The sequence below is a fragment of the Pirellulales bacterium genome, assembly GCA_035499655.1.
GTDB lineage: Bacteria > Planctomycetota > Planctomycetia > Pirellulales > JADZDJ01 > DATJYL01.
Map to the genome: position 1 here is coordinate 1 of DATJYL010000112.1, position 18,722 is coordinate 18,722.

Sequence of the window (18,722 nt, forward strand, 5' to 3'; positions counted from 1 at the left end):
TCCCTGGGTTACGTGACCCCGGCAGAATTCGCGGCCCGCTGTGCTGCTTCCGCTTCGGCTACGCCTACGCTCCAGCAGCACAGCGGAGTTACCCGACCCTTACCTTCATAACCCCTGGTACAGAAAATCAAGGCAAGTCAATATAGATATGCGCAGTCCTGAATCTTTGTTGATTTTTGAGCCCATTCGACGGCCTCTTTTGCCGAAGTGGCATTTTGCTCCGCTGCCGCCGCTGCTTGCTTGGCTGCGTTAATTGCCCGGTTTTGATATGCAAACCCAATTGCACTGCAAACCACTAGAAAAAAAGTGAACAAAGCCATTAACAAACTAGCAAAAACGGAGGCATCTAATCCATGAATCCTATTATTTTCATGTTCTGCTGTGCGCTGTTGATCATGCTCTTCGGAGTGTTGCTGTACATTGGCACCGGATTCGTTCTGGACGGCAACCGGATTGCTGGCTGGTCCCTGGCTATTTTGTCCATTATCGCTTTGGCCTGCGTTTGCTTTGGCATGGTTTATATCTGGCAAAGGCTCGTTTAGCAGTGATGCTTGGATGAAAAATGCCATTCCTAAAACAAACAAGATTATCGCTGAGCATCCAATCCAAAACGATGCAGTCGGAAGTTCGTGCCAAAAGAAAATTCCGCACACGACGACTGCGAGAATCGCAGCGTCAATAAGAAAATGAGCCATATTTAGACGCTTTCCCATGTTGAATCAGCCTAAGCAGTTACGAATAGCGCAATTCCGCCCGCTCTCGCCGGCGTATAATGCTTCTAATACGCGAATAGGTCTATTCAGCCTTGAGCCGCCGATTGGCAGCCTTCAACATCGTGTCGCGTATAAAGGCCGATACGGTCTCTCCGCCCGCTTCTGCGCCACGCTGGATCGTATCCCAGGATTTATCGTCCATCCTGAAATAACGCATGGGAGCTGTTCCAGTGGCCGGACGGCCCGGCCCACGTTTGGGAGGTTCTTTCTTCATGCCCATACTTTACGTCCTGACAAAAAATTTGTCAAGAATTTTAGTAATTGTCTGGACGTAAACGAAGTTTCTCTATATATTAAACGTCTGGACGTAAACTACAGCCGTTTAACAAGGGAAATGACGATGGACGCCAGGGAATCAAGGGGTTTAGAAATTGCAGCCCGCTTCAACATTCGCAAGCAGAAAAACGGTACTTGGTCGGTTCCGTCTGCAACCGGCAATGGGATTAAGTACACCGTGTCAATTCACGGCAAAACCCAGTCTTGCAGTTGCCCCGATCATCAAGAGGCCGGTCATAAGTGTAAACACATTTATGCCGCCGAAATTGTGTATCAGCGACAGTTTGAATTTAACGAGGATGGTTCAGTTACGGAAACCCAAATGGCGATTGTCCGCACGGTGCGCCCAAGCTATCCCCAGAACTGGCAAGCCTACAATGCGGCCCAGACTACCGAAAAGAATCACTTTCAAGTTCTGCTAAACGAACTTTGCCAGCAGATTCCCGAACCGCTGCACACCGGCCCCGGTCGGCCACCAATTCCATTGGGCGATGCTGTGTTTGCGGCATGCTTCAAGGTATTTACCACCGTCAGCGGACGGCGCTTTATGTGCGATTTGGCAGACGCGCAGGCCAAGGGATACATCGGGCGCGTACCGCACTTTAACGCTGTATTCAAAGTGCTGGAATCTCCCGAAACTTCGCCGGTGCTGAATTGGCTGGTTGAGACAACTGCCAGCCCGCTCCGCGCGCTGGAAACAAACTTTGCCGTTGATTCATCGGGTTTTAGCAGTTCCCGGTTTGACCGCTGGTACGATCACAAGTTCGGTGAATTGAAAATCAAACGGGCTTGGGTCAAGGCACATATTATGTGCGGCGTAAAAACGAACGTCATTACCGCTGTGGAGATTCACGACAAAGATACAAACGATGGCACGATGTATCAGCCATTGCTGCAATCCACTGCCAGCCGATTCAACGTCAACGATGTGTGCGCGGACTTAGCCTATTCCAGTGAATCGAATTTGCAAGCCACGCTTGACTGCGGTTCATCGCCGATGATTCCGTTCAAGCGAAATGCGTCACCCGCACGAGGCGGTCTGTGGGGCAAGCTATTCCACTACTTCCAATACAACCGGGATGAATTCATGGCCCGTTATCATCAACGCTCAAACGTCGAATCGACGTTCAGCATGGTCAAGGCAAAGTTTGGCGACAGTGTGCGCAGCAAGACAGACACCGCGATGAAGAATGAAGTCCTGGCGAAGTTCGTTTGTCACAATCTGTGCTGTGTTGTCCAGTCGATCCACGAATTTAATGTGAATCCGAATTTTAGTGCAGGCTCGTTACCTGCACCTTTATCATCCCTGAACTGAGAATAAAAATGCAAAGCCCAATATTATGTGAACGCAGGCCGCGGAATTAACGCGTTTGGGGGAGTGATATGGTAAACGTAACGCCTTGACCCGGAGGAGCTTGCACATCAAGCTGCCCGCTGTGCAGCTTGACGATCCGCCAACATTTCGAGAGGCCGAAACCCAGCCCCCTCCCGGCTTCCCGCCCGGAGAAAAAAGGGTCAAAGATTTTGCCGCGAATTTCGGGGGGAATCCCGGGACCATCGTCGCTGACCACAATCTGAACGGCGCCGGCGGGTTGCTCGATGGTTCCCTCCGCTGCATCGCTGCGGCAGATTTCGATGGTCACATTTCCCCCTTGATTTAACGCTTCCAGCGAATTGGTGCATACGGCCCGCAGCGCAATCCGCAGTTGCGCGGGGTCCGCTTCAACGTGCAAGGGTTCGATTCGGGTTGGCGCATGCAGCGCCGTCTGCTGGGCGGCAGCCTGTTCGGCCAGTCCAGTGAGTACTTCGTGAACCAAGGCCGTTAAATCGACTCGCTCCCACACCGGTTGCGGAGGATTGGCAAACAGCATCATGTCGGCCAGCATTTCGTGAGCGCGGAAAGCTTGCGTGTTGATGGCCGCCAATCGCCGCCGCCGCTCCGGATGCGTTTCTTCTTTGAGCAGCGTTTGCGCACGGCTGGCGATGTTTGCCAAGGGATTGTTCAATTCGTGCCCCGCTCCATAGGCAAACTCCCTGAGCGATTCCATTTTCGCCGTTTGCAAACGCTGTTCGAAGTTCTGTTCCAAGTCGGCCAGACGGCGCAGCTGCGCGGCGAAGAAGGGGAGGAGTGCATGAACTGCGGGAATTTCTGTCAGCCAGCGACGCCACGCTTCGTCTGCCTTAGCGCGAGCTTCCGGTGCAGTGGTATTGCCGGCGGCTGGAGTTTCCAATGGCCACGTGGGCCACGCAACAAGCGGTGCCGCTTCGCCCCCTTGTGCAGCCGCCAGCCAGTCCTGCCACCGCGCAGTTAGCGCTGCCAGATAGAGGGGATTCGAAAGCGGTTCTTCACTGCCTGTAGAACGCAGAGCGTTTTGGGCTGCGGCGACTGATTCCGCCACCAGCGCTGCAAACTGCCCATGCTGGGCAGCGGAAACATCGATCGTGCTTGCGGCATCGTGCCAGTCCAGCAACAAGGGTAACCGCGGCGCCAACCAGGCGGCCAGCCCGGAAATAGATCGCGGGAAATCGGCCGGTAAAGGTTGTGCCGCTGGCCCCGCCCCGTCCCCCTGTTTTGCCGCACACCACACGCTCCAAATTGCAAACGCCGGATCGACCGCCAGTACGGCACACAAACGGCTCGCGCGGCACTCGTCGCTGATTTCCGTGAAGGCTTCCAGCATTGCCAAAGCGGATGCGTCGCACAACGCCAGCCGCCATGGTCGGCTGTCGTAAACGATCGCCGGTAGACTCAACAAAGTGCGAGAAGTCATGGCGATATTTCTTCAAGCGGGGAAAAATGTCACGCTCCAAAATAATAAAAGCCCACGGGTTGCAACCCGTGGGCTTGGAGTTCGAAATGATATTCATCCGACAGGCGGCACGTGCAACTTCAACCCGTGGTCACCGATTCCACATCAAGCAGCGCGCCGATGCGGTCGACCAGCGTTTCCACCTCGAAGGGCTTATGCATAAAATCATTGGCGCCGGCGGCTTTCAAATCTTCGATTTTGTCGTTTTCGATCATGCCCGAGATGCAGATGATTTTTACGTCGTCCATGGTTTTGTCGCTCCGCACGCGCTGGCAGACCTCGCGGCCGTTGATGTCGGGCAACATCACGTCCAGCACCAGCAAGTCGGGGCGATACTCCTTGACCATCATGCCGGCGTCGAACCCGTTATTCACGGAGCGCACTTCGAAGCGGCCGTCTTTTTCCAAAACGTCGACAATCAGGTCGACCAGTTCTTGATCGTCATCGACAACCAGGATTTTCCGCTTCCCGCTTTCCAAGGCATCGGTCGGAATGCCGTTGTCGCGCATAAAAGCGTACAACTCGGCCCTGGGAATACGACGAAAACGGCTGCCGGGAACTCGAAATCCCTTGAGTTGTCCGGAATCAAAACAGCGAATAATCGTTTGTTGGCTGACCTTGCAAATTTTCGCAGCCTCGCCGGTCGTAAATACGGTTTTCATCTGGCAAACTACCCTCTCGCTAGCCGCGGCGCAGCTAGTCTCAGCGGGACCCACGATTAGCATCTATTCCGCAAGAAGCCTCGGGGTACCTAGTCCTCCATGTTTCGCAAAGACGAGCGCCGCCACGTCAACGGCGTGCGGCCTCACCAGCAAAATTTCATCTCGTCCAACCCTGACGTTAGAATCCTATACTACCATGCCAGCACCAATTCACAGAGCAAGTAGAATTTGCCCTGAGACAGCTCACTGGAAACCACACCGCCTGGCTTACCAATTTTGCCATCCATGCGAATTATAGCCATCTTGCGAATTGCGTCAAGATTGATCCAATCGCCGCAACCGCCGGACAACAAATAGCTTGCGCAAAGCATCGATTTGACCGCTGTCCCCTCTTTTTCAAGGCAGGCCAAAATGCTACGCGGCGCCTCACCCTTCCAGATGCACCAGCAGAACTGCCACGTCTGCCGGGGTGATGCCACTAATCCGGCTCGCTTGCGCTAAACTCATGGGACGCACTCGGGCGAATTTCTCTCGGGCTTCGGTGCGCAGTTGAACCAGGCACGAGTAATCGAAGCTTGCGGGAATTCGCTTTTCTTGCAACCGCCGTAAACGCGATACTTCCAAATCCTGGCGCTCCACATAGCCGGCGTACTTTAGATCGTATTCGATGCTCCGCGCTACTTCATCTGGCACTTGGGCAAGCTCCGGGAGTTGGGCGACCAAATCCGCCCAACCGATTTCCGGACGTCGCAGCAGCTTGGCCAGCTGCGTTTCGCCCGACTTGGTGATTTGCAGTAATGCCAGCACGCGCGCCATTGCCGTTTGCTTACGCTCGAACTGTTGCCAACGCACATCATTCACCAGACCAATCTGCCGTCCCAGCGGTGTCAGGCGGCGGTCGGCGTTGTCTTGCCGCAGCGATAGACGAAATTCCGCGCGACTGGTGAACATGCGGTAAGGCTCGTCCACGCCGCGCGTCACCAGGTCGTCGATCAGCACACCGATATAACCTTGTTCGCGGGCCAGCACCAGCGGTTCTGCCGCGCGCAGCTTCAACACCGCGTTGATGCCGGCCATTAAACCTTGGGCCGCCGCTTCCTCGTAACCGGTGGTGCCGTTAATCTGCCCGGCGAAGTACAGCCCGCCGACAAGTTTGGTTTCCAGGCTGGGCCACAGTTGCACCGGCGGAGCATAATCGTACTCCACGGCATAGCCATAGCGCATGATTTCGGCCCGTTCCAATCCGGGAATGAGCGGCAGCATGGCGTCTTGCACGTCGCGGGGCAGGCTGGTGGAAACGCCGTTCACGTACACTTCCAACGTGGTGCGCCCCTCGGGTTCCAAGAACAATTGATGCCGCTCTTTGTCGGCGAAGCGCACGACTTTATCTTCGATCGATGGGCAATACCGCGGACCGCGCGATTGTATTTGGCCCGAGTACATGGGCGCCCGGTGCAAGTTGGCGCGAATCAGATCATGCACCGCCTGGTTGGTGTACGTAATCCAGCACGGCATTTGCGGCTGCGAAATTTTGTCAGTGAGAAAACTGAACGGTTGCGGATCGTCGTCGCCGGGTTGCAGCTCGCAACAGCTGTAATCGATGGTGCGGCCGTTCAGGCGGCAAGGCGTGCCGGTTTTGAAACGGGCCAGCTCGAAGCCCAACCGCACCAGCGCGCCGCTGATGCCAGACGTCGTTCCCTCGCCGGCGCGGCCGCCGGGAGTTTTCGTTTCGCCGGTGTGCATGATGGCTTGCAGAAACGTGCCTGTGGTAAGAACCACGGCGCGAGCGCGGTATTTGGCCCCGCCGCGCACACCTACGCCGCTGATGCGGCGAGGCCGGAATTCGGAATTCGGAAGCCGGCAGATTTCAGACTGCTTGTTTTCCATTCCACATTCCACATTCCGCATTTCCCACTCTTCCGTTAGCAGATCTTCCACCACTTCCTGCCGCAGCACCAGATTCGGCTGCGACTCGACAATCCGCTTCATCTCCTGCTGATAAGCTTTTTTGTCGGCTTGCGCCCGGGGGCTGTGCATGGCCGGGCCTTTGCGGCGGTTGAGCAAGCGGAACTGAATTCCCGTGGCGTCGATGGCCTGTCCCATTGCCCCGCCCAGCGCGTCGATTTCGCGCACAATTTGCCCCTTGGCTACGCCGCCGATGGCCGGGTTGCAGCTCATTTGCGCCACGGTGTCGCAGTTGGTGGTCAGCAGCGCTGTGCGGGCCCCCATGCGCGCCGCCGCCAACGCCGCTTCGCACCCGGCATGGCCGGCGCCGATGACAAGCACGTCGAAATCGTATGGCGAGGAGGACATAGAGAAATCGTTTACATTAAACGTCACTTCGCCAAATCGTCGACGCGGGGGTCGTCGGCGTCGTCGATGGCGGCGTGCAGGCGCACTTCGACGGCGCTCGTGGCATAAAGAGTTTTTTCGGCCTTAGCCAGCGCCAGCGGATCGTTGCCGTGGGCAATGACCAGGACGTGGCCTGATTTAATTTTTTTCTCGTACATTGGTATGTGATCTTTATGCACGCTCCATCCGCGAATGGCGCCGATCAATCCACCCACCACCACGCCGGTAAGCGCGCCCAGTGGGCCGGCGATAATAGCGCCCGTGCCGGCCAACGAGATCACGGTAGCGCCGCCCAGTAAACCGATGACGCCGCCAATGCCGCCGCCAATCAGGGCGTCCTTATGGGCCTCGTCCCCCAGTTCCAAGGCGCGTTTGACCGCGGCCGGTTCTTGGCTGAGCGTGGCGGTGACCAGCGAAATGTTGGTTTTGGGAAAACCGGAGGCGATGAGCTTCTCGATCGCCGTTTTCGCTTGATCGGCCTTTTCGTAAACGGCGACGACGCATTCTTCGGGCATGGGAAACCTCAGTGGACAGTGATCGGTGGTCAGTGGTCAGTGCTGAGTGGCTTGAACCAAACCAATAGAAGCAGCAAACCTTATGTCGTGCGGCGAGTCACATCATAACGTCCGAAGCGGCATTTATACCAGCCGCAGGCCGTGCGCGGTGATTTCGAACGGCACGGTTTGATCGCTGGCGGCGCTGCCCCGGTGTTTGGCAATATGCAACGCCCGGCGGATTTTGTCTCCGTCCCGCACTTTGCCCAGGTGAATGACGGTATTGGCGTTGGCCAGAACATCCCCTTCATCCAGCGGCCGGCGAATGAGTTCGTCCAACATCGTTTCCGCCGAAGTGTACAACAGCAGGCAACCAATTTGCTCGTGATTGTAATGTGCCGCGGCTACCGCCGCTGCGAATTCACGGAACCGTTCCCGAAATAAATCGCGGGCCACCCAGTCGGCTTCTTTCCTCAGAATTTGGTGGTAAACGTAATCGAACAGATCGAGCTGGATGGAATCGCTGGGCCGCCCGACCGGTTCCACGCCGTCGATTACCGCCCGACGGACTCCGTGGATAAAGTTGCCGTAGAAAAAAGCAATAGCGGCGTTCAGCCGCGCGTTTAGTTCGGCCCGCCAGTCGTGCCAGGCTTCGAAGTCCAAATCGGCTCGTGTGACCCGCTTGCCCCGGCGATCGAAGACATGCAAATAATCGCCGAAATGACGAGCGGGATTGAAAAAATCGTCGAGCGCCGGCGGTGCGGCGGCGCTGGCCGGCTGCAGTTTCCAATCGAACATTCGCTGGGCGTATTCACCCTGGCTTTGCGAATCGCCCCGGGCGGTCAGGTCCAAAATAATACCCGCTCGGCCTTCCTGATTTCGTCCGGCATGGGCGAATTGCAACCCCAACTGCGTTTTGCCGATGCCGGTGGCCCCCACGACCACGGTGAGACGCCCGGGCAGCAACCCGCCGCCAAGCAAATCGTCGAGGCCGGCAACTCCAGTAGAAAGACGGGACATAGGAGGGGAAATGACGAATGCCTAATGACGAATGACGAATGACGAATGACGAATGCGGAATGGGGAGTGTGGAATGTGACAGAATATGCGTATCGGAATCGCGCTTGCGGTTTAGCACGCTGTCAGGACGCATTACGCCGTCCCGGCGCGCCGGGATTCGCCGACAAATCTATCGTACCCGTTGGGCAGCGGAGATTGAACAGGCCGAAGATTTCCTGCTGCGTCAGGCCCAGGGCGTGGGGCCGGGCGGCATCGGAGAAAATGGTGTCGAACAGTTCGCGCTTTTCGGCCAGCACTTGATCGATTCGTTCTTCGATGGTGTCGCGCGCTAAAAAGCGTGTGACGGTGACCGGCCCGGCCGAGCCGATGCGATGGGCGCGGTTGACGGCCTGATCTTCCACGGCCGGGTTCCACCAGCGATCGAACAGAAACACGTAACCGCAAAATTGTAAATTCAAACCTACGCCGCCGGCGCCGTAGGTCATCAGCAGCACATGGTGGCGGCGATCGGCGCGAAACTGTTCCAAAATGGCATCTCGCTGCCGGGGCGAAATTTGCCCGTGATATTCCAACGGGTGCAAATGGGCCAGTTGGCCGCGAAGCCGCTGGGCGGCGCCGACCCATTGGCTGAAGACGATGGCTTTTTGCCCGCTGGCGGCGACTTCGTCCAAATCGGCGGCCAGGCGTTCCAGCTTGGCGCTGACGCCGGTCGCCGGATCGAAATTGCAAATTTGCTTGAGCCGCAAAATCAACTCGAAGACGTGCTGGATGGTGACCGCGTCCCCCAGCTCGGTCAGCCGCAGCACGCCTTCGTCCTCGGCCAGCGTGTAGGTTTCGCGCTGCTCGGGCGAAAGATCGACATCGGCGTCGCGGAACAATTTGGGGGGCAAATCGGCCAGAACTTGCGATTTGGTGCGTCGGATGATGTAATCGCCGGCGGCCCGGCCAAGGCTGCGCGGCTTCATATTCCCCGATAAATTGCCCGGCGCGACAAACTCAAAAATGCCCAGCAAATCGTCGGGCGAGTTTTCCACCGGCGTGCCGGTCAGGGCCCAACTGCGGCGGCGCGAAATCGAGCAGACGGCTTCGCTCGTGACGCCGCTGCGGTTTTTGATGCGCTGTGCTTCGTCCAGAATGACCAAATCGAACGGCTGCGAATGCCGGGCAACAATTTCCGCGTCGCGGCACAGCAATTCGTAATTAGCGATTTTCACGGGCGGCTCGGCCTGTTGCCATTGCCAAGCGCGGCGGGATTGATCGCCCTCGATCACCGCCACGGGAAGCTCCGGCGCCCATTGCGCCAGCTCGCGCTGCCAGTTCGTCACCAGCGGTTTGGGGCACACAATCAGCACGCTGCAAATTTCTCCGGCATGCAGCAGCATGCGCAGCGCCGTGATGGCCTGCATGGTTTTGCCCAGTCCCATTTCATCGGCCAGCACCGCGGACACACGGGGATATAAAAACGCCACGCCCTGCATTTGATAGGGGAACGGATGATGCGGAAAATCGAGCCCCGCAGCGCCGGGACGCGCCAGCAATGTTTCCAGCGAAGGCTGCAGCACGTACCGCAAGCGGTCGGAAAGTTTGATGACGTCGGCCGGCGGCAGGAGCCGAGTGGAAGTTGTGGCGCGTCTTGCCGAAGCGCTGGTCCAAGCGGCACGCCGGCTGATTACCCGAGGACTGAAAAGTTTCTTGTTTGATGCCCCGGTCGGCGGCGCCGGCAGACAAAAACTAAAACTCCGCACCGCCGGGCCGGTCGAAACGATGGACGGTGATAACACACCCGGACGCGGCAGCGCCAACGGCGGTGAAAGCAGTTCCACTGCCCCCTTGGTAACCAGCGGCACGCCATGCACCGCGGGCGGTGTCACGCTCAAAGCGGAAAAACTGGTGACACGTAGAGCGCGACTTGCCTGGTGAACCGCAGGGCTGTTGGCAGCGGGATGATTCATGCGGCTTTGGCGCTGGCACGCTGGGCTTCGTCGATGGCCGCCCGAATGCGCTCGAACGGCTCGCACAGATCGAACAAATCTGCGAGCGTGGTTAACCGCTGCACAATGAGCGCCTGGTCGGCGGCAAATCGGGCGGCCACACGCAGGTGGTTTTGCCTTATAACGAATTCCGGGGTCTCGCCGGGAACCTCGATCGGGGCCTCGCCAGCGGCGGCCGAATTGGCAAGCGAAATGGTTGCGCAGACCAGCGCCGTGGGCACATCAATGTGCTGCCGGACCGCCAATGCGGCAACTTGCTCCACGAACAAAACCGACGGCCGGCGCTGCGTGGCATTCAATAGGGTCGCGCCGATTTGCTCGCCGTATAGATACGGCTCCAGCGTAGGACCGTACAAAATTTGCTGGGCCCGATTGGGCTTCACCGGGGCCGTGCAATGGAATTCCAGCGGCTGGCCGACGGCGTTGAGCAACAAATAACCGCCGAATAGGCCGTGTACTTCATGTTCCACAATGCTCAAAAAGCCGAGGCAGCCTCTGGTGCGATCGTCGGGCATGGGCAGATATATTCCCCAATTTCTAAGATGTCGACGGTATTATGATGCTAGCACGGTTGTTCGGAGCTGCTGCTCTTGCTGGGATTCCGTGTGATCGATCCGAGGCCTCTCAACACCTTATTTATCGGCTCGCCCGAGTGGTCTTTGGGCAGCTAGATTTCGCAGTCTCAGGCAAATAGCCGGGTCAAATGCGAAAAACGCTTTCAGAACAGCCTTGGCATCGCCGACACAAAGTTGATTAACCGGACGGTAAAGCGGGGCTGGCAGGATGGCCCCGGTGGGCCGCTTTCCCGACCGATGCAGCCGACACTTTCAGATTTCTCCGCCTCGCTTCGCCAAAGTAGTGGCATGCGCCGAGGTTTGTTGTTAAATTAAGGGTTTAACACTTTTCTGACACAGGGCTCCATTTCGATGACGCAATCGACCCGCACCGCTGCACAGCTCTATACACAGCTCGATATCACCACGGCCTCCACTCCATCGCCAGCGCCGGTTACAGGCAACTCGCTGGAACAGAGCCAACTGTTGCACGATATTTTGTTGGCCTTGGATCGGCAAAACGAGTTGATGGAAGAATTGATTTCCCAGGTGGGCGCCGCGCAAAAACAGCGGGCCAGCGAACTTTCGCAATGGAAAGAGGCCAATCCGCGCTTAGCGCACAAATGCCGCATTGCGTCGGAAGCGCTAACCAAAGTGCAAACGGAGTTCCTGGCCACCTTAGCCGCTGAAGTGAACGAAAATCCCGAGGCCTTAATCGACGGCGAGTTTTTCTTGAACGAATTCATCGATCGTTACGGTCCTCGACTAGCACATCTAAACGGCGTGCTTCAGGTATTGGCGCAACTGGGCAGCGCACCCAATCCGACCAACGCCCAATAACGCGCCTAAACCATCATCCATACCGAGCCTCATCCGCGAGGAAGCGGAGGCGGCCACGGTCCCCTCGATTTGGCGGAAGCAACTCAGGATATTTTACGTGTGTCTCACGTGGAACTGGTTCAAGTGCGCACGGCCGATGGTTTGCGACTGGATGGCGCCCTGGCTATACCCAAGCATGCCGATCACGCCGTAGTTTCGCGAGGCTCCAACGTGCAGCATCGACCGCCGGTCGATGCCGCGCTGTGCGTGCACGGTACGGGAAGCAATTTTTACGGCGCGACTTTATTCGAGGGCCTTACGCCCAAACTGCTGGCCGATGGTCTGGCCGTGTTGCGGGTGAACACTCGCGGTCACGATGTGGTGAGTGTGGCCAGCACGCTGCATGGTCCACGGCGATTAGGCTCGGCGCTGGAGCAGGTGGAAGATTGTCGGCACGATTTGATTGCCTGGCTGGAGTTTTTGGCGTCGCGCGGGTTCAAATCGGTGGCGCTCATTGGGCACAGCCTGGGAGCGATTAAGGCGCTGCATACCGCCGCTCGAATTCAACATCCGGCGCTGGCGCGACTGGTGGCAATTTCGCCGCCGCGGTTGTCGCATTCACATTATTTGGCCTCCGAGAAGCGGGAAGAATTCCTGACACAGTATCGGCTTGCTCAAGAACATGTCGCAGCTGGACGCGGTGATGCCTTGATCGAAAGGCCATTGTGGTTTTTGGCGTCGGCCGCCAGTTTCATCGACAAATATGGCCCCGACGAAAAATACAATTTCCTGCGCGAGTTGAACCGCCTGCATCTGTCCACGTTGTTTGCTTTTGGCGGCCTTGAATTGCAGGAAGCGAATTTTTGCGGCCTGCCGGAAGATATTTCCGCCGCCGTCTCACCAGCGCAAAATATCCAAGTGGTGACCATCGCCGGGGCCAACCACATTTACACGGGGCAAATCGACGAGCTGGCCCACAAAATTCGGGCGTGGCTGGCGACAAACTAAGTTCGGCCGATAAAATCAGTTGTTTGCTGTTTCTGATACTGAATCGCCTAGGACCGCCGCATGACGCCAAATCCAGTGACCTCGCCTGCCGATCTTAGTGCTTTCGTCGCCGCTGCCCGAGACCGGCTGAATGCCCACGTGTACGAAACCGTGCAGTGGCATTTTCATCCGTCAACGGGCTGCCCATTTTGGCTGGCGAAGGCGAGCGAGTTGAAATTCAATCCGCTGACGGAAGTGCGCTCCTTCGACGATTTGAAAAAGTTTCCGGAGTTCCAAGACGAATGGCTCCGCGGCGGTCCCGTGCGGCGGTGGGTGCCCAAAGCGCTGGCCGATAAGCCGATTTATGTGTTCGAAACCGGCGGGACAACCGGCATTCCTAAAAGCCGCATTGCCAGTGAAGATTTTCGCATCGATTACGAACTGTTCAGCCAAACGCTCCCCGAAAAATACTTTCCTCACGGCTCCAATTGGCTGATGTTGGGGCCATCCGGGCCGCGGCGGCTGCGGCTGGCCGTAGAGCATTTGGCGCAGCACCGCGGCGGCATTTGCTTTTGCATCGATTTGGATCCACGCTGGGTCATCAAGCTCATCAAGCGCGGGTGGATGGAACACTTGGAAGCGTACAAGCAGCACTGCATCGAACAGGCGATTACCATTTTGCGGGCCGGTCACGACATCAAGTGCATGTTCACCACGCCAAAATTGTTGGAGGCATTAGCGCTGGAATTGGAAAAGAGGGGCTCCAGTATTCCCCAGGAGGGCATCACCGGCATTTTCAGCGGCGGCACGGAGTTTACCCCGCAATGGACGCGGTTTGCCGTCGAAGAATTTCTGGGCGGGCCGCCGGAGCAAAGCGGCGTGTACATGACGCCCACCTACGGGAACACGCTGATGGGCCTGGCCGCCAGCAAGCCGGTCACCGCCGCCGACGGTTACAAAATTAGTTACTACGCGCCGCAACCCCGGGCCGTAGTGGAAGTGGTGGATTTCAAAAATTACAACAACGTGGTGGGCTACGGCCAAACCGGCCGGGCAAAATTGACCACGCTGACGAAAGAGTTTTTTGTGCCCGGCTTCATGGAGCGCGACGAAGGAGAACGTGAACCGCCGTACGAAAAATATCCCTGGGACGGCGTCAGCGGCGTGCGCCCGTTTCATGAACTGGCCGAAGCCACCACGGTGGGCGTGTATTAGAGTGCGGAGTGGGTAGTGCGGAGTGCGGAGTTTTCAATCGGGATTAATTTCGAACAGGGCAAGGAAAATGAGTTCCAACGATAAAGCATCGAAAGAGCAGTTGCGACCGCGGACTTATCAATTTGCTTTGCGAGTTATCCGCTTAGTCGATAGTTTACCGCGGTCACGCTCGGCAGATCACATCGGTGGGCAATTACTACGTTGTGGCACTTCGGTGGGAGCAAATTACAGAGCTGCTTGCCGGGCCAGAAGTCCAGCTGAATTTCGAGCCAAATTAGGGATCGTTGAGGAAGAATCCGACGAGGCGGCATTTTGGCTACATATTTTGGGAGATTCAAAGCTGATGAAGAAAGAACAGTTGATCGAGTTGTTGAAAGAATCCAATGAAATTACTGCAATGGTGGTTGCATCGATAAAAAGTTCTCGTCGATCCGATTCTTAAACTCCGCACTCCGCACTCTGCACTCCGCACTCCCCACTCCCCACTCCGCACTCCCCACTCCCCACTCCGCACTTATGCTCAACCTTCCCGTTCTCCGTTGGGGCAAGCCGTACGATTCGCTGGAGAAGGACCAGGTGGTTCATTTCATCAGCGGCGAGCCGATTGCGGCGGTTAGCCAAGCGAACGGAGCCTTGCTGCAGCGCGATATGCGCAATGCTAAGAACGCCCGCAAGGCGCTGCTCGATTTCAAGCCCGAGGACTTGATCGAGCGGATTAAACAGGCGGCGGATTTGTATTTGAGCGCCACGCTGCCAATGGGCGATGGCACGCAATCGCCCGAGCAGTTTGCCCGGCAGCAGTCGGCCAGCACGGGTTTGCCCGAACACATGGCCCAGGCCAACATGGCCAAAAATCACTTCGTGTTGACGCACATGGAGCAAATGCTCGATGCGCTCACCCGCGGGCTACCGTTGGCAATACTGTCGCGCGGCTACGGTGTAGAAAGCCGTGGCGTAGTGGTGAGTTATCAGTGCCAAGCGCCGGCGCTGGGGGTGGTGTTGCCGTCCAATTCGCCGGGCGTGCATACGCTGTGGCTGCCGGTGATTCCCATGCAAGTGGGCTTGGTGCTCAAGCCTGGGCCGCAAGAACCGTGGACGCCCTACCGCATGACGGCGGCGTTTGTGCAGGCGGGCATTCCGGCGGAAGCGATTAGCATTTATCCCGGCGGGGCCGATGCCGGCGCGGCCGTGCTGGCCAGTTGCCAGCGGAGCATGATCTTCGGCGGTACAGCCACGGTGGAGCGGTACAAGGGCAATCCGAAAGTCAGCGTGCATGGGCCGGGGTTCAGCAAAATTCTGCTGGGCGACGATGTGGTTGACGAGTGGGAGAAATATCTCGACGTGATGGTCGAGAGCGTGTTCGTCAACAGCGGACGGGGGTGCATCAACTGCTCCAGCATTTGGGCCTCGCGTCACACACAGGAAATTGCCCAAGCGATTGCCAAGCGAATTGGCCCGGTGGAACCCAAGTCGCCGGAAGACCCGACGGCGGCGCTGGCGGCGTTCACGGTGCCCGGACAAGCGGCAGGCGTGTGGAAAAGCATTGAGGCAGACTTGCGCGAAGCCGGCGTGGAACATATCACCGCGATGTATGGTCCGCGGCTGGTGGAACTGGAGCGGTGCGCGTATCTGCGGCCGACGGTGCTGCACTGCGAATCGCCCACGCTGGCGGCGTCCAAAAAAGAATTCATGTTCCCGTTTGTGAGTGTGGTGAATTGCCCCCAGGAAAAAATGATCGAGTCGATCGGTTACACGCTCGTCGGCACGGCCATCACCAACAATCCGCAGTGGCAACGCGAACTGACCGATGCCACGAATATCGATCGGTTGAACATCGGGCCAATTCCCACCACCAAGCTCGATTGGCTCCAGCCGCACGAAGGGAGCATCGTGGAGTTTTTGTTCCGCGCCAGGGCCTATCAACTCCCACCTGACCGGGTGGCGACCCTGGCGAATAAATGATCAACGCAAAGGTATGCAGAGAAATGTCGTCTGTGCTCTGCGTGCCTCCGCGTCTTTGCGGTTCAATTTAATTTGGCTACGGCTTGCGGAATTCCGCCCGGTAGACCGCCTCGCCGTGCAGCCGCATGCGGCGCTCGAAATGGGTCCGGAAATCCAAATCGTGCGCCGCTGCCTGTTCGGCCACCGGCAGCGGGCCGACCAATGGTGTCACCCTGGCAATCAATTCCAACGTGGTCTGAAAATACTCTTCCACGTCGGTCCAAAAATGAAGTGTGCCGCCCGGCCGCAAAACCCGCTCTGCCTGACGCAGAAACTGCTCGCTCATCACCCGCCGCTTTTTGTGACGCTTTTTCCACCACGGATCGGGAAAATAAACGTGCACGGCCACAGCGCACTGGTCCGGCAAAAACTCCGCGAAAACCCGCCGCGCATCCCCATGAATCAGCCGCGCGTTTTCCACCCCGCGCTTCGCCAGCCGGGCTGCCGAAAACCGCGCATATTTGGCCGCGATTTCCATTCCCAAAAAATCGTGTTCCGGGCGCTGGCTGGCTGCGGCACTTAAAAACAGCCCCTTGCCGCTGCCGACTTCCACTTCCAACGGCGCGGCGCGGCCAAACACGGCCACGGAGTCCCACGGATGCGGCAACCGCTCCGGCGCAAGCAAATGCTCCGACAAATTCAGCGCCGGATCGATTTTTCGCAGCGAACGGCGTGACATGCAGAATCATCCGAATGGCGAATCCCGGCGCGTCGGGACTCGTCATTTCTAATTAGTCCCAGCCTTCCGGCCAGCGTGGATCGTACGAATCGGGCCGACGTCGTGAAACATCGGGGGACTCCAAACCGAAACCGTGCCGCCGGTTCCAATCTTCGTCGGCATCCAACACCTCAGGCGGCTCCTGCGGCGCAGCCAGGGAAAACAGCGGCATCATCACCGCCCCAACAATAAAGCCCCCCACGTGCGCCCACCAGGCCACACCCCCTGCCATTTGTCCCCCCAGCGCTCCCAGGCCGCTGAATAACTGCATCCCAAACCAAAAAATTAAAAATACATAGGCCGGCAATTCGATCACCGTGACAAACAAAAACAAAATCACCAGTGTTTTGATCCGCGCATGCGGATACGTCACCGCATACCCGCCCAACACCGCCGCAATCGCCCCGCTGGCCCCGATGATCGGCGTCGCGCTGCTCGGGTCCATGGCCCAATGCGCGGCCGTGGCCGACAATCCCCCCACAAAATAAAACACCGCGTAGAGTGCATGCCCCAGCTTATCTTCGATGTTATCGCCGAACAAAAGCAGATAGATCATGTTGCCGATCAAATGCAGCCAGCCGCCGTGCAGGAACATGCACGTTACGGCCGACAACATAATCTGTTGCGGTTGGGCGCGCAATTGCACCACGCGGGGCACCCCCACAATTTGACCCCACCACAAAAATTGCTGCTGGCCGATCTGTACATCGACAATTTTGTGCGGATCGGAAACCTGCGCGACGCGCGCCGGCACAAATCCCCATTGCGCGGTCACCATTTCCTGTTGCTGCGGCGGCAGGCTCATAAACCACAACAACGAAACGACGTTAAGGGCCACGAGAATATAAGTGACCACGGCCCAGCGCTTCGTCGGAATGGTATCGGCAAATGGAAACATGCCCAGGCGATGGAGTAGTTTTGGCCGTCACCAGGCTGGCCATGATGGACGACAGAGCGAAAAACCGGTCCCTGGAACGCCGCAACCCGGGGATGGGCCGGCACGGCTTCAATCATATTCAGTTCTGTGCTGGCAGGGGCACCGGTGCCGCTACGCTTAGTCCCAGCGCTTCCAAATCCAGCGGCAAGGGAATGCCTTTCAGCCGACCCTCTACCACCATCGCCTCTTTCACAAAGCCTTGAAAACGGCAGATTATCATGGCCCCGCGGCGGACTTTTAACAATTGGACGACCATCACCAGCCGATCGCCCGGCAGCACGCCGCCCCGAAACTTGACTTCCTCCAGCCCGCCAAAGCCCACTACTTTGGCTCCCAGCAAATCGTATTTTTGCACAAAGTAACTGGCCAATTGGGCGGCCACTTCGCAAATGATGACCCCCGGCATCAACGGCGCCTTGGGCATGTGCCCCCGAACCCAAAACTCGTTGAGAGTGATTTCTTTGTAACCAATGCAAATCTGCCGCTGCGTATCGCAGTGGCAAATGGCCGTCAGTTGCTCCATTTCAAATCGCTGCAAATTATAGCGCCGAATTTCCTCGATGTCCGCCACGACGTGGTTCACGTCGTATTCGGAAAAATCCAATATCAGCTCTTTGCCAGACACGCAGGAACCCTCAGAGGGAAATGACGAATGACGAATCCCGGCGCGCCGGGATTCGTCATGTTCTTTCTACGTCCGTATGTGCTTCCGCTTCATCTTTCGGGCTTTGCTATTGGCAGGACGGGCCCCGTGATTGGCTTTTTTCAAATTGCGATGTGGCTTGGCCATGAACGGTTTACTCCTCGTGCGAACTTGGTGTGGCTTGGGCACAAAAGAACTGTGCCGCACTCGTTCAAATTACCATCTTCCCAGGCCCATGTGAAGCGGACCCACGCCAAGCTCAAGATACCGTGTCACCCCAAAATTCCGACCCCACAAAAACGCGCACGGGCAAACTTGCTTGCTCCCAAAATCGTGTCCGGCAAAATCAACGCTCTTCCAATCGCCAACTGGCAAGCTCGCGGCGCAGCAAAAAACCCCCGACTCCTCTCGGGGGTTGTGAACATGTAACGATTATGACCAAAAACCGCTGCCCACCAATCGAACGTTCG

18 protein-coding genes are annotated in these 18,722 nt (G+C 57.4%); 7 read left to right on the plus strand and 11 right to left on the minus strand.

Translation table 11 applies throughout. The features are described 5' to 3' along the window. Positions 1-137: 137 nt before the first annotated feature. The gene (locus VMJ32_07785; GenBank protein ID HTQ38912.1) at positions 138-713 is read right to left on the minus strand and encodes a hypothetical protein; all 576 of its coding nucleotides are present in this window, start codon (positions 711-713) and stop codon (positions 138-140) included. Here VMJ32_07785 and VMJ32_07790 point away from each other — a divergent pair. Beyond that, complete coding sequence (locus VMJ32_07790; protein ID HTQ38913.1) at positions 712-2,364, plus strand: transposase; 1,653 nt, start codon at positions 712-714, stop codon at positions 2,362-2,364. The genes VMJ32_07785 and VMJ32_07790 overlap by 2 nt on opposite strands. Before the next feature lie 46 nt (positions 2,365-2,410). Here the strand turns inward: VMJ32_07790 and VMJ32_07795 are convergent, their stop codons facing one another. The 7 genes from VMJ32_07795 to VMJ32_07825 all read right to left on the minus strand — a co-directional run bounded on the left by VMJ32_07795 (position 2,411) and on the right by VMJ32_07825 (position 10,893). Continuing rightward, entirely contained in the window at positions 2,411-3,820 is a 1,410-nt protein-coding gene (locus tag VMJ32_07795) for a HAMP domain-containing sensor histidine kinase (protein HTQ38914.1), read from the minus strand. A gap of 119 nt (positions 3,821-3,939) precedes the next feature. Beyond that, positions 3,940-4,521, minus strand: coding sequence for a response regulator (locus VMJ32_07800; protein ID HTQ38915.1), 582 nt, complete (start codon positions 4,519-4,521; stop codon positions 3,940-3,942). Positions 4,522-4,947: 426 nt separating this feature from the next. Next, complete coding sequence (gene mnmG, locus VMJ32_07805; protein ID HTQ38916.1) at positions 4,948-6,834, minus strand: tRNA uridine-5-carboxymethylaminomethyl(34) synthesis enzyme MnmG; 1,887 nt, start codon at positions 6,832-6,834, stop codon at positions 4,948-4,950. A gap of 23 nt (positions 6,835-6,857) precedes the next feature. Further along, positions 6,858-7,388, minus strand: a complete 531-nt coding sequence (locus tag VMJ32_07810) for a general stress protein (GenBank protein ID HTQ38917.1) — start codon at positions 7,386-7,388, stop codon at positions 6,858-6,860. 123 nt (positions 7,389-7,511) lie between these two features. Then, positions 7,512-8,387 (minus strand): ATPase domain-containing protein, encoded by an 876-nt coding sequence (locus tag VMJ32_07815; GenBank protein HTQ38918.1) that lies wholly within the window; start codon positions 8,385-8,387, stop codon positions 7,512-7,514. A 122-nt stretch (positions 8,388-8,509) separates the two neighbouring features. Then, the gene (locus tag VMJ32_07820) at positions 8,510-10,339 is read right to left on the minus strand and encodes a DEAD/DEAH box helicase (GenBank protein ID HTQ38919.1); all 1,830 of its coding nucleotides are present in this window, start codon (positions 10,337-10,339) and stop codon (positions 8,510-8,512) included. Further along, complete coding sequence (locus tag VMJ32_07825; GenBank protein HTQ38920.1) at positions 10,336-10,893, minus strand: hypothetical protein; 558 nt, start codon at positions 10,891-10,893, stop codon at positions 10,336-10,338. The genes VMJ32_07820 and VMJ32_07825 overlap by 4 nt, the downstream gene beginning before the upstream one ends. Before the next feature lie 411 nt (positions 10,894-11,304). On the opposite strand from VMJ32_07825, the gene VMJ32_07830 reads away from it, so the two are divergent. The 5 genes from VMJ32_07830 (at position 11,305) to VMJ32_07850 (ending at position 15,915) form a co-directional block, all read left to right on the plus strand. Continuing rightward, entirely contained in the window at positions 11,305-11,772 is a 468-nt protein-coding gene (locus tag VMJ32_07830; GenBank protein HTQ38921.1) for a hypothetical protein, read from the plus strand. Positions 11,773-11,871: 99 nt separating this feature from the next. Beyond that, positions 11,872-12,759: an alpha/beta fold hydrolase gene (locus VMJ32_07835; protein ID HTQ38922.1), complete on the plus strand. Its 888-nt coding sequence runs from the start codon at positions 11,872-11,874 to the stop codon at positions 12,757-12,759. A 60-nt stretch (positions 12,760-12,819) separates the two neighbouring features. Beyond that, the gene (locus tag VMJ32_07840) at positions 12,820-13,953 is read left to right on the plus strand and encodes a hypothetical protein (GenBank protein HTQ38923.1); all 1,134 of its coding nucleotides are present in this window, start codon (positions 12,820-12,822) and stop codon (positions 13,951-13,953) included. Between the two features lie 67 nt (positions 13,954-14,020). Further along, entirely contained in the window at positions 14,021-14,395 is a 375-nt protein-coding gene (locus VMJ32_07845; protein HTQ38924.1) for a four helix bundle protein, read from the plus strand. Positions 14,396-14,469: 74 nt separating this feature from the next. Further along, the gene (locus tag VMJ32_07850) at positions 14,470-15,915 is read left to right on the plus strand and encodes an aldehyde dehydrogenase family protein (protein ID HTQ38925.1); all 1,446 of its coding nucleotides are present in this window, start codon (positions 14,470-14,472) and stop codon (positions 15,913-15,915) included. 76 nt (positions 15,916-15,991) lie between these two features. Here VMJ32_07850 and trmB read toward each other — a convergent pair whose 3' ends face one another. The 3 genes from trmB to VMJ32_07865 all read right to left on the minus strand — a co-directional run bounded on the left by trmB (position 15,992) and on the right by VMJ32_07865 (position 18,234). Next, positions 15,992-16,633, minus strand: coding sequence for a tRNA (guanosine(46)-N7)-methyltransferase TrmB (trmB, locus tag VMJ32_07855; GenBank protein ID HTQ38926.1), 642 nt, complete (start codon positions 16,631-16,633; stop codon positions 15,992-15,994). Between the two features lie 52 nt (positions 16,634-16,685). Next, entirely contained in the window at positions 16,686-17,570 is an 885-nt protein-coding gene (locus tag VMJ32_07860; protein ID HTQ38927.1) for a rhomboid family intramembrane serine protease, read from the minus strand. Between the two features lie 118 nt (positions 17,571-17,688). Further along, positions 17,689-18,234, minus strand: a complete 546-nt coding sequence (locus VMJ32_07865) for a 3-hydroxyacyl-ACP dehydratase FabZ family protein (protein ID HTQ38928.1) — start codon at positions 18,232-18,234, stop codon at positions 17,689-17,691. A gap of 27 nt (positions 18,235-18,261) precedes the next feature. Between VMJ32_07865 and VMJ32_07870 the strand changes: the two genes are divergently transcribed. Continuing rightward, positions 18,262-18,681, plus strand: a complete 420-nt coding sequence (locus VMJ32_07870; GenBank protein ID HTQ38929.1) for a hypothetical protein — start codon at positions 18,262-18,264, stop codon at positions 18,679-18,681. Positions 18,682-18,722 lie beyond the last annotated feature (41 nt).